This window comes from Pseudomonas sp. RW10S2, from assembly GCF_014268985.1.
Lineage (GTDB): Bacteria > Pseudomonadota > Gammaproteobacteria > Pseudomonadales > Pseudomonadaceae > Aquipseudomonas > Aquipseudomonas wayambapalatensis.
The window spans coordinates 21314-32779 of sequence record NZ_JABWRO010000055.1 but is presented as its reverse complement, the minus strand read 5'-3'; the positions used below and the strand labels follow the sequence as shown (position 1 = coordinate 32779).

Genomic DNA, 11466 nt, shown 5'->3' with positions numbered 1-11466 from the left:
GTCCCGCGATCGGGCGCGAAGCGGCCGTAACTCAGGCGACCGTACTTTTCCTGAGGGACTGCGGTAGCTGGATTTACGGCCGCTTCGCGCCCGATCGCGGGACAAGCCCGCTCCTACAGGAACCCCCGCACTAGGGTTTGCGCTTGCGTGGCCCGCTGTTGAAACTCGGCACCTTGCGCACCGGCTTGACCGTCGGTGCCGAATCTTCCGAGCTGTCCATCCACTTGCCCAGCCCGCGCTTGGCACTGTTCTCTTTGGGTTTCTTGGGCTTTTTCGGTTTCTTCAGCACCTGGCCGCTGGCATCGGTCATCGGCACCCGGTGATCGGGGATGAAGTCCGGCTCTTCATGACGCGGCAACGTCTGGCGGATCAGGACCTCGATCGCCGACAGCAATTGCACCTCGTCGGCGCACACCAGCGAAATCGCCTCGCCCTTGTTACCCGCTCGCCCGGTACGACCGATACGGTGCACGTAATCCTCGGCAACGATCGGCAGGTCGAGGTTGACCACCAGCGGCAGGTCGTCGATATCGATGCCGCGAGCAGCGACGTCTGTCGCGACCAGCACCTGGACTTCACGCGCCTTGAAGGTATCCAGCGCCCGCTGGCGGGTCGCCTGTGGACGATCGCCATGGATGCCATCGGCATTGATCCCCTCGGCCAGCAGCCGCTCGACCAGTTGATCGACGCCGTTGCGGGTCTTGGCGAACACCAGCACCTGCTTCCAGCGCTGCTTGCGCATCAGGTGGCAGAACAGGTCGGCCTTGCGCTTTTTGTCTACCGGCACCAGCCATTGCTTGACGGTGGTGGCGGCGGCGTTGCGCGGGCTGACTTCGATACTCAGCGGATCGTTCAGGGCCAGGCCGGCGAGCATGCGGATCTGGTCGGAGAACGTCGCCGAGAACAGCAAGGTCTGGCGCTTGCGTGGCAAGGCGGCGTACACCGCCTGCAGTTCTTCGGCAAAGCCCAGGTCGAGCATGCGGTCGGCTTCGTCGAGCACCAAGGTTTGAACCTGGCCGAACTTCACCGCGTTCTGGCGGAACAGGTCGAGCAGGCGGCCCGGCGTCGCCACCAGCAAGTCGACGCCACGGCGCAGACGCATCATCTGTGGGTTGAGGCTGACGCCGCCGTACACCGCGTAGGTGCTCAACGGCAGGTGCTCGGCGTATTCACGGATATTGGCGTGTACCTGCTCGGCCAGCTCGCGGGTGGGCACCAGCACCAACGCGCGGATCGAATTGCTGGCTACCTTCTCACCCTCGAGCGCCAGGCGTTGCAACACCGGCAAGGCAAAACCGGCGGTCTTGCCGGTGCCGGTCTGGGCAGCGGCCATCAGGTCGCGCCCTGCCAGCACGGCGGGGATGGCCTGGGCCTGGATCGGGGTCGGGGTGGAATAGTCCCGCTGCTGCAGGGTGCGCAGCAGGGGTTCGATCAGGCCGAGTTTGGCGAAATTCATGGTGATACCGTCAGGGGGTTCAGCGAAGGCGGCAGTTTACCGCAAGCCCCCTGGAGTTGCGCTGGCTTTGACGCCCACCGCTACCACCGGATGCACCGGCCCCTCAGGCCACCTGCCGGGGCGCACGCCGCCACTGTGGCAGCCCGATCAGCACCACCGCCCCGACGATCACCCCCATGGCCAGGCATTCCTCGGCGCCGATCTGCTCACCGGCAAAGACAATCCCGAGCAATACCGCCACCACCGGGTTGACGTACGCGTAGCTGGTCGCAGCCGCCGGCCGCACGTGCTTGAGCAGGTACATGTACGAGCTGAAGGCCACGATCGAACCGAAGAAGATCAGGTAGGCCAGTGCCCCCCAGCCCGCCGCCGTCGGCATCTGGGTCAGGCGCTCACCGCTCAGGGCGCTGCCGATCAACAACGCAGCGCCGCCCACCAGCATCTCGGCAGCACTGGCCATGGCGCCCTGGGGCAAGGGCAGGTTCTTGCTCCACACCGAGCCGAACGCCCAGGCCGCCGCTGCGAACAGGATCAACACCGCCCCCATGGGGCTGGCCTGCAGGTTCGAACCGAGGTTGAGCAGCCCGATACCGGCAAGCCCGAGGAAAATCCCCGCCCATTCAAGACGCGAATTGCGATGACCGAACAGCAGCCCGAACAGCAAGGTGAACAACGGCACCGTGGCCACCGCCAGCGCTGCAACGCCCGATGCCACGCCAGCATGCTCGGCCAGGGTCACGCCACCGTTGCCGCAACTGAGCAGCAGAAACCCGATCGCCCCCGCCGCCCGCCATTGCGCCCAGGTCGGAGCCGGCACCCCGCGCCAGCGCAGGAAGCCATACAACAGGCTGCCGGCAATGACAAAACGCACCCCGGCCATGAGCAAAGGCGGCCAGGATTCGACACCGATGCGAATGGCCAGGTAGGTAGACCCCCAGACCAGATAGAGGGCGATGAAGGCGCCGATCAGCAGCCAGGGAAAACGACGGGAGGCAGGCATGACAAAAGACTCGAAATCCGTTTACGGGTGACTTAGTTTAGAAAGGCACTCCCGTAAACATAAGTTACAAAACACGTTTAATAGACCCATACACTTTGCAATGAACGGTAATTCACCTGTTTTTCCGTTGATTGCATATCCGCACCGAGAAGCCCATGGACAAGTACGATCGCATGCTGCTCGCCGCCCTGCTCGAAGACGGTCGCGCCACCTACGCCCAGCTCGCCCGCCAGGTCAACCTGTCGGCGCCGGCGGTGGCCGAACGAGTCGCCAAACTCGAGGCCAGCGGAGTGATCACCGGCTACGCCGCCAAGGTCGACCTGGAAAAGATCGGCCTGCCCATCCAGTGCATCATCGAACTGCGCCTGGCCAGCCACGGCAACCAGCAGGCCTATGACGCCCTGGCGCGCATCCCCCAGCTCACCGAATGCCATCGGGTCACGGGCGACCCGTGCGTGATCATGCAGGCGGCGGTGGGTTCGATGCATGAGCTCGAAGCGCTGATCAACCAGGTGTCGCAACTGGGGTTCAGCAAGACGTCGATCATTCTGTCCAGCGCGGTGGAACGGCGGGTGCCGCTGGATCACTTGCAGGGCAATGGCAGGAAGGGATGAGTGCGCCGGTTCAGTGACGCAGCAGCAAATTACCCTCGATCGGGACATAGCGCGTGGCTGCGCGAATCAACGACAGCGCGGTAAGCCCTGGCGCGCCGTAGACCACCGTCTCGACGCCATGGCGCAGCATCACCCGCTCGAGCAACTGGTCGAAGTCGCCATCACCGGAGGCCAGTACGACCTGGTCGACCCGGCCGGCGGCCTCATACACATCCAGGGTGATGCCCACGTCCCAGTCACCCTTGGCCGAGCCGTCGCTGCGCTGGATGTAAGGTTTGAGGCGCACCTCGAAGCCGAGGTTGCGCAGGATCTGCTGAAATTGCTGCTGCTTGCTGTCACCCCGGTCGATGGCATAGGCCACGGCCTCGACGATGTCGCCATCGCGGCTGACCTGGGACCAGAGGGCACTGTAGTTGAAGTGACAGCCATGGGCCTGGCGCACGGTGTAGTAGAGGTTCTGCACATCCGCGAACAGCGCGATCTTTTTCACCTGGTGGCCCCGGGATAACGGCGAAAGGGGCGCAGTGCGCCCCTGGGAATCACGCGATTATGCCAGACGCATCAGACGAAGGTGTCGTCATCGTCCGAGAAGAAGCCACCGCCGCCGCTGTCGTAGTCGCTGTCCACGTAGCCGCCCTGATCGTTGCCCCAATCGCCGTTGTCAGCGACCTGGCGCTGGTTGTCCTGGTCATTCCAGCCACCATTGTCGCTGGCTGGGGCCGGCTCTTCGCGGATCACCTCGACCACCTCGTTGGGCTGCGAGTTATGGCTGAACAAACTGCTGATGCCTTGCGCCAGCAACACACCACCCGCCACCCCCGCAGCCGTTTGCATGGCCCCCCCGAGGAAGCTGCTCGCACCACTGCGCGCCGGGGCCGCAGCAAAACCTTGTGGTTGCGGTTGCGCCTGAGGCTGCGGGGCATAGGCCTGGGGCGCAGGCTCGCGCCAGCCACCGGAACCGGAGGTTGGGGGCGGCGCGACCGGACGCTGAGCCTCCGGGCTACGCGTACTGCTGCCGAAGATGCTCGACAGGAAGCCACCGCTGGCCTTCGGCGCCTCTTGCTGGGCCTGGGCGCGGGCTTGTCTGAGCTCGGCCTCGAGCTGCTTGTTCTGCTCGTCGAGCTTCTTGATCGCCGCTTCCTGCACCAGGATCGCCTGGGCCATGTAGTACGGGGCCGCCGGCTGCTGGCGCAGATGCTCCTCGATCCGCGCCTGGGCCTGGGCATCGCGCGGCTGTTGTGGATCCTCGGCCTGCTTGATGCGGCCGAACAGGCCGTCGATCAGGGTTTGTTCTTCAGTGTTCATGGGCTACCTCTTGGGCCATGCGGAACATCGGACAAGGTCAAAGATGGGGCGTGCCAGGGCAGGATTCAATTACGGGGCCGATGAAACTTTTTTCAGCATCGCTCGCTCCTGGGCTAAAGTGACGCACTGCTTTTTCCTGCGATATAGACCGATGAACCCGCTGACGATACTGCGCGACTCCCTCTACTTCTTCCGCCGCCACTTCACCAGCATCCTGCAGCTGTGCCTGCCGCTGGTGGTGCTGGAAGCCCTGTTCAGCCAATTGCTGTACCGCCAGCTGGGTGACGACGCCTCGCCAGCCTACGGCATGCTGGTCAGCCTGCTGTTCTACCCGTTGTACAGCGCCGCGCTGATCCTCTACCTGGACACCCGCAGCAACGGCCAGCAGATCAGCAAGCGCAACCTGTTCGCGCGCGCCGTGCAGTTGTGGCCGGCGCTGGCCCTGCTGATCCTGATCAGTTCGCTGCTGATCATGGCGGGCCTGGCGCTGTTCATCTTCCCGGGCGTATGGATCATGATCAACCTGGTGTTCGCCGAGTACCTGCTGGTGCTGCGCGGCCTGCCTGTCGTGCAGTCGATGCGCGAGAGCGCACGCATGACCACCGGGCACTTCATGCGCATCCTGATCTGCGTGCTGTCGGTGCTCGCGCCGCTATGGCTGCTCGATGGCCTGCTGCTGATGGCCTTCCCAGAGCCACAGCCGGGCGCGCAACTGGCGCTGGACAGCCTGAGCGGCTTCCTGCAACTGTTCAGCAGCGTGGTGCTGTACCGCCTGTTCATGCTGTTGGAGAGCGAGGCCGGCGCCGCTGCGGGAAACTGAAAGCTGCACGGGATGACGGCAACGCTCTGGAAAGCGTTCGCGGTGCCCTGCCCAACGTATTGCATCGACACTCCTGAACGACGCCCGACAGTCGCGGGCACCCTCAGGAGATGCATGCAATGGGTATGACAACAGATTCCGCAACCGAGCTACAGCGTGACTTCAAAGCCACGATCTACTGGATGAAGGGGGACGTGCTCGTCCCGGTCAGGCGGAGCAAAACGACGGATAAATTCAGCTGGGGATTAGTCCCGGGGGACGACTGGCTGCAGGCAGGAGGTGACCAACCTTCTCTGATTCTGGACTTCGAGCTTCACTCCAAGACCGAAGACCGCCTGCACTACATGATCAGCAGGTCGAGCGGATTGATCAGGCTTGGGCGAAGCGTCGGCGGCTATCTCGGGCTCTATAAGGTCAGCGAGGTGACCGACTACTGGAAACTGGAACCGTTGCGGCACGCGCCCAATGGCTGGGTCTGCCGTTTGCGTGATCACGAAGGGCATGGCGTCAAGACCTGGCAGGACGCCCCCCATTTCGATAATTTCAACTACCACTTCCTGAACACCTACGAAGGGAACGACGCCGAGTTCCTCGTGGTTCCCACAACCTGAACCCCAGCGCTCACAACAACCCGAGGGTCAGTGCCTTGAGCGTTGCTGCAGCGCGCGTGGTGCATTCGAGCTTGCGGAAGGTGCTCTCGACATGGGTGCGCACAGTACTGGGACTGATGCCCAGCAACCGCGCGACCTCCTTGTTGCTGTGACCCAGGCTGATCTGACGCAGCACCTCGCTTTCGCGTTCACTCAACAGGCCACCGCCCCCTTTGGCTATCGGCAGCTTGCGCTCCCCGCGTTCGGCAGCGAACACGGCTTCACAACACTGCAGGTCGAAGCGCCCCTGTTGCGCCTCCTGCCTGAGCAACTGCTCGGCCTCCTGCTGGCCAAGCGCCGCTCGCCATGGACGCTCGGCCCGCAGCGCCTGCCAGGCGAGCGCCACGGCCAACAAGCGCTGCTCCGGCGCCAGGGCATCACCCTCCACGCCACGAAAATAACCACTGCCATCGAGACGCTCGTAGGCGTGTGCTGCAAGCTTGCCCGCACGCTGCAATGCCGGTATCTGCGCGCAAGCGCGCTGAGTCCAGTAGGGCACCAGGCGAATCTGCTCGCGGTCGCCCTCAAGCAATGCACCTGGCAGGTTCCAGACCCGGTTCGGCACCGCGGCGCGGCCGATGCCATGCACCAGCGCCGCCTGTCTTAGCACGCCCTGCAGCGCTTCCGGCATGCCCATCAGCGCGGCGGCGTCATGCACCAGCGCAGCCGCACCACGCGAATAGCCCGAAAGCCAGGTCAACTTGAGGTCGATGACATCGGCAACCAAGGTCAAAGGCACGTCGGAGCAGGCTGTATTCAGGACCGTCGCTTGTTCAGCCTCCTGCAAGTCATGCAACCAGTCCGCCGCCTGACACTGCAGCTCCCTCACCAGGCTGCGCGGGTACCGCTGGTCGGCCTGCCCCTCGATCCAGGCCAGCGCCGCCTCAAGACCCCGCGCCCGCGAAAGAATCTCCAGATCACCTGCCAGCACCACCTGATAGACCACCTCAGGCACCTGCGGATGACGCAGGCCGTATGGTCGGCCGCTACCGTCGAAATGCTCGAACACATGCCGCAGCCCCTGCTCCACTGGCGCGCCCAGCCCAAGAGCCGCGGCCACCTCGCCTGCCACCTCGCAGTGCACGCGCGCCAGCGGCCCGGTCTGCAGCATCGCCCGCTGCCCGGCGGCGTCGAGGGTCTGCGCAAGCATGGCTTGGCGGCCACCCACGTCGTCACCGAGCAGGCGGGTGAAATCTTCGGCGTTGGCAGTGCAACCGGACCAGCGCAACCGTGCGACATCAGCGGCCACCTGCAGGTGGTCGCCCTCGCCCATGCAGGCGTGCGCGAGCCTGCGCGCCAGCCGGGCCGTGCGGCGCGACTGATCTATAGGCTGACCCATGCTCAGGTCACCCACCATCGACAGGGCGAGGATGGCATCTTCCAGGGGGATGTAGTCGGTAGCAGGCATGAGCGGTCCACAGTTGAGTGAACTGGAGGCTCGGTCATTCGACCGATACCCGTACAGGCACATCCTGCCGAGAATACAGCCATCACTCACAGGAGACCACGCCATGTTCCAATTCAAAAAGCTTGCCACCGCAATCGCAATGACTGCCTCGATCTTCACCCTGGGCAGCAGCTTCGCCGACACCGCCAAACCGTCGGTGGTCATCGTCCACGGCGCCTTTGCCGACGGCTCGGACTGGGCCAAGGTCGTACCGCTGCTGCAGGCCCATGGCGTCAAGGTCACCGTGGTGCAGAACCCGCTGACCTCGCTGGCCGAGGACGTCGCCGCCACCCGGCGCGTGCTGAACAACCAGCAAGGGGACGTGGTCCTGGTCGGCCACTCCTGGGGCGGCACGGTGATCAGCCAGGCGGGTACCGACGCCAACGTTCGCGGGCTGGTCTATGTGGCAGCATTCGCACCCGATGCCGGCCAGGCCAGCAAGGACCTGGCCCAGGGTTACCCGACCCCACCCGGCATCAGCCAGATCGCGGCCGACAGCAACGGCTACCTGTACCTGACGCCTCAAGGCATGGCTACCGACTTCGCCCAGGACCTGCCCAAGGCCCAGACTGACATCATGACCGCCACCCAAGGCCCGATCCGCGCCTCGGCCTTCGAGGAGCGCACCAGCGCCGCAGCCTGGAGCACCAAGCCGTCCTGGTACGTGGTGGCCGGTCAGGACCGCATGATCGATCCAGGCCTGCAACGCGACTTCGCCAAGAAGCTGGGGGCACAGACCACCGAACTGCAGACCAGCCACGTGCCGCAGCAGTCGCAACCGGCCGAAGTGGCCAAGGTGATCCTGCAGGCCGTGGACAAGGTTGCCAGCAGTCAGTGACCTGCGCGACATGCTTCGCCCTTGCAGGAACGCTTTCACGCTGCTGCCATCGATGAAGCAACTGCAGAGTAGAGGGTGTGTATCCGTTCCGGACACGCCCCCAACTCTGCAGGAGATTAGAGACCAATGATCAATTAAGAAATCAAGGCAGTTCTTGCCGCCCCCACCATCGAAGACTCCAACGCCAGAATCTACCTGTTGCAAAACGAAGCAAAGGTGCCGTTACGCTTCAGTCGCCCCAACGAACACCTTGCTTGGGGTGTGTTCAACGAAGCGAACTGGCCTCAAGCGGGCGGCATGGGTGAATCACCCTTGTTTTCGATGAAGTTCCTTTCCAAAACGCCCGACCGCCTCTGGTTCAAGCTGATGGCCACAGGTTACGGCGACAACCCTGGACACCTGGGCTTCAGCAAAAATGGTTATCTGGGACTTTATGACTACAACAGCACAACCTATCCCTGGAAGATCGAGCTACTGGATTGGGCAGACGGCTAAATGCGCTGCCATCTTAGATGGCCATCGTGGCATTCGCGTAGGCGTCTGTAGCGAACATACGGAAATCGAGGGGCACAAGATGCACTATCTGAGTATTCAAGATACCCAACCTGCCGAGTTCGTGATCCATAAGGTGGATGTGCCGGGTTCAGTTGAAGGCACCTCCTGGCTGCACGTGTATTGAAACGCCTCAACGCACCGTCGCCTAACTCAAGTACCCCTTGGTTTGGCGCGGGCAGTGGCTTGCGCGACCAACGGGTCATCTGGCCAGAAATGCTTGGGGTACCTGCCCTTCAAATCCTTCTTCACCTCGAGGTAGGTCGAGCGCCAGAAGTTCGCCAGGTCCTGGGTCACCTGGACCGGGCGCCGGGCTGGGGAAAGCAGGTGCAGCTTGAGCACCTGCCTGCCGTTGGCAATGCGTGGCGTGTCGGCCTGCCCGAACAACTCCTGAAGTCGAACGGCAAGCACGGGTGGGCGCTCGCTGTAGTCGATACGAATACTGGATCCTGAGGGCACCGCCATCGTCTGGGGTGCCTGGACATCCAGTTGCTGCGGCAGCGGCCAGGGCAGGAGATTGCGCAGGATCGAAGACAGATCGAGCAGGGCGAAATGGCTGAGCCGGGCGACCTTGCCGACATAGGGGCCCAACCATTCGTCCAATGATTGCAGCAACGTCTCATCCCGCAGGTCGGGCCATTGGCCGACGACACCCGCCTCCTCATCCAGTACCCGCAACAGCTCCACACGCGCCTGCCACTGACGAAGGTCAGGCGTCCAGGGCAGAAGCTCCAGACCTTTGCGTCGAACATAGTCAAGCAGCGCCTGCACGCGCGCCTCATCGCTCAGTGAGGCCAGGGGCGTGCGCGACAGCACGAGCTCGCCAACCTTGGTTTGTCGCTCGGCGCGCAGGGCGCCCTCTCGCTCATCCCAGTCAAGCTCGTCCACCGTGCGGACCTGCTCTTTCAGGACGGTGTCGAACAGCGCCGCGTCCAGGTCGGCGGCCAGATAGATCCGCTCCTCCCGCTGGCCCTGTCGGCTGCCCAGGTCCGCGATGACCAGCCAGGTATGCTTCATCAAGGCGTCCGGCTCGGTGAACATCGCTGCCCGGCCATTGGCCAGGCGATATTCGGCCCCGCCATCACGTCGCTGCTGGGCGACACGGTCGGGATAAGCGAGCGCGAGCAGGCAGCCCACCCAACGTGGATGATGAGGATCGGCGACGGCTTGCGACACAGGGCCACGCAGGTAGGATCGATATTGCCTGGAAAGTTGCCTGGCGCGCTGGGCGCCCCCCTGCTCACCGCGCTGGGCACGTTGCTCACCGCTGAGAATGGCCAGCCGGCTGTGCAGGTCAGCGCCCGCGCCACGCTGTATATCCCGCTCTCCCAGCAGGGCCGCGATAGTGCACGCGGTTTCGGCCAGCCCCAGCTCGTGACCTCGCAGCAGAAGATGGGCGATTCGAGGATGGCTCGGTAGCTCGGCCATCGCCTGCCCGTGCCGGGTCAGTTGCCCGTCCGCCTGGAGCGCGCCAAGGCGGCGCAGCAAGTCGTTGGCCTGTGCGTACGCAGCCGCAGGGGGGGCATCGAGCCACGCCAGCTCATTCGGCTGGACACCCCACTTGGCCAACTGCAGCGCCAGCCCGGTCAGGTCCGCCTGCTGGATTTCGGCGGTGGCGAAGCCTGCCATCTGATCGTGCTGCGCTTCGGACCACAAGCGATAGCAAACGCCGGTCTCCAGCCGTCCGGCACGCCCTGCCCGCTGGGTAGCGCTGGCCCTGGAGATCCGCTGGGTATCCAGACGAGTCATGCCGCTACGTGGATCGAAGCGCGGAACACGCTCAAGCCCGGCATCGATGACCACCCGCACGCCATCGATGGTGACGCTGGTCTCGGCAATGTTGGTGGCCAGCACCACTTTGCGCATGCCCGGTGGCGCAGGGTCGATCGCGGCCCGTTGCTGGTTCAGGTCGAGCTCTCCATGCAACGGGCAAAGCAAGGTATTGCGCTTCAGGGACGGGGAGGCATCGAGGCTGTCCTGAAGCCCTGTCAGGACGCGACGGATTTCAGCCTGGCCCGGCAGGAACACCAGCAGACTTCCCGATTGCTCGGCCAGCGCATCGAGACAGGTGCTGATCACTCGCGGCTCGATGTACTCGCCGGCTTGCTGCGGCTTGCCCCAGATCGTCGTGACCGGGAACATCCGCCCCTCGCTGGTGATGATCGGAGCGTCTTCCAGAAGGCGCGACAGCCTTTCTCCTTCGAGAGTCGCCGACATGAGCAGCACTTTTAGCGCCGTATCGTCCCGGAACAGTTCACGACCATTGAGCGTGAGCGCCAAGGCAAGGTCAGCATCGAGGTTTCTCAGGTGGAATTCATCGAAGATCACCAGCCCCACGCCCTCCAACGCCGGATCGGCCTGCAGGCGGCGGGTGAGAATGCCTTCGGTAACCACTTCGATGCGGGTATCCGGCCCGACCTTGCTATCCAGCCGGATGCGATAGCCGACCGTCTCACCGACCTTTTCCCCCAACTCGCTGGCCATGCGCTCGGCGGCAGCGCGGGCCGCGAGACGACGCGGCTCAAGCATGACGATGCGCTGCCCGGCCAGCCATGGCTCGTCGAGCAGGGCCAGTGGCACGCGGGTGGTCTTGCCCGCGCCAGGCGGCGCCTCGAGCACAGCTTCGTGGCGTTGGCCCAAGGCCTGGCGCAGGGCGGGCAAGACAGCATCGATCGGTAAAGAATTCATGGTGGTCCTCAAACGAACGAGCGAGTATAACGGCGAACCGAGGCCGCTTCGTCATGGTCTGAGCATCAGGTGCAGGCGTTTTTTGCCCGACCTCCT

The 11466-nt window shown here is 64.0% G+C and carries 11 protein-coding genes; 5 read left to right on the top strand and 6 right to left on the bottom strand.

Annotation, left to right across the window (positions count from 1 at the left end; translation table 11 throughout):
* Positions 1-130: 130 nt before the first annotated feature.
* Entirely contained in the window at positions 131-1456 is a 1326-nt protein-coding gene (locus HU729_RS13820; protein ID WP_186710551.1) for a DEAD/DEAH box helicase, read from the bottom strand.
* Positions 1457-1559: 103 nt separating this feature from the next.
* A complete protein-coding gene (gene yedA, locus HU729_RS13815; RefSeq protein WP_186710550.1) occupies positions 1560-2456 on the bottom strand; it encodes a drug/metabolite exporter YedA in 897 nt (298 codons plus the stop codon).
* A 155-nt stretch (positions 2457-2611) separates the two neighbouring features.
* On the opposite strand from yedA, the gene HU729_RS13810 reads away from it, so the two are divergent.
* Positions 2612-3070: an Lrp/AsnC family transcriptional regulator gene (locus HU729_RS13810; protein ID WP_054892846.1), complete on the top strand. Its 459-nt coding sequence runs from the start codon at positions 2612-2614 to the stop codon at positions 3068-3070.
* A 10-nt stretch (positions 3071-3080) separates the two neighbouring features.
* On the opposite strand, the gene HU729_RS13805 is transcribed toward HU729_RS13810, so the two are convergent.
* Entirely contained in the window at positions 3081-3560 is a 480-nt protein-coding gene (locus tag HU729_RS13805; RefSeq protein ID WP_186669296.1) for an NYN domain-containing protein, read from the bottom strand.
* A gap of 71 nt (positions 3561-3631) precedes the next feature.
* On the bottom strand, positions 3632-4375 hold the full coding sequence (locus HU729_RS13800; protein ID WP_186710549.1) for a DUF2076 domain-containing protein: 744 nt from the start codon (positions 4373-4375) through the stop codon (positions 3632-3634).
* 151 nt (positions 4376-4526) lie between these two features.
* Here HU729_RS13800 and HU729_RS13795 point away from each other — a divergent pair, with 151 nt between their 5' ends.
* Both HU729_RS13795 and HU729_RS13790 read left to right on the top strand, forming a co-directional pair.
* Positions 4527-5195, top strand: coding sequence for a YciC family protein (locus tag HU729_RS13795; protein ID WP_186669293.1), 669 nt, complete (start codon positions 4527-4529; stop codon positions 5193-5195).
* A 119-nt stretch (positions 5196-5314) separates the two neighbouring features.
* Positions 5315-5806 (top strand): hypothetical protein, encoded by a 492-nt coding sequence (locus HU729_RS13790; RefSeq protein WP_186710548.1) that lies wholly within the window; start codon positions 5315-5317, stop codon positions 5804-5806.
* 10 nt (positions 5807-5816) lie between these two features.
* Here HU729_RS13790 and HU729_RS13785 read toward each other — a convergent pair whose 3' ends face one another.
* Complete coding sequence (locus HU729_RS13785) at positions 5817-7253, bottom strand: HD domain-containing phosphohydrolase (RefSeq protein ID WP_186710547.1); 1437 nt, start codon at positions 7251-7253, stop codon at positions 5817-5819.
* A 103-nt stretch (positions 7254-7356) separates the two neighbouring features.
* Between HU729_RS13785 and HU729_RS13780 the strand changes: the two genes are divergently transcribed.
* Together HU729_RS13780 and HU729_RS13775 are read left to right on the top strand one after the other, a co-directional pair.
* Positions 7357-8130, top strand: coding sequence for an alpha/beta hydrolase (locus HU729_RS13780; RefSeq protein WP_186669290.1), 774 nt, complete (start codon positions 7357-7359; stop codon positions 8128-8130).
* Between the two features lie 198 nt (positions 8131-8328).
* On the top strand, positions 8329-8625 hold the full coding sequence (locus tag HU729_RS13775) for a hypothetical protein (RefSeq protein ID WP_186710546.1): 297 nt from the start codon (positions 8329-8331) through the stop codon (positions 8623-8625).
* Between the two features lie 210 nt (positions 8626-8835).
* On the opposite strand, the gene hrpB is transcribed toward HU729_RS13775, so the two are convergent.
* On the bottom strand, positions 8836-11370 hold the full coding sequence (gene hrpB / locus HU729_RS13770) for an ATP-dependent helicase HrpB (RefSeq protein ID WP_186710544.1): 2535 nt from the start codon (positions 11368-11370) through the stop codon (positions 8836-8838).
* Positions 11371-11466 lie beyond the last annotated feature (96 nt).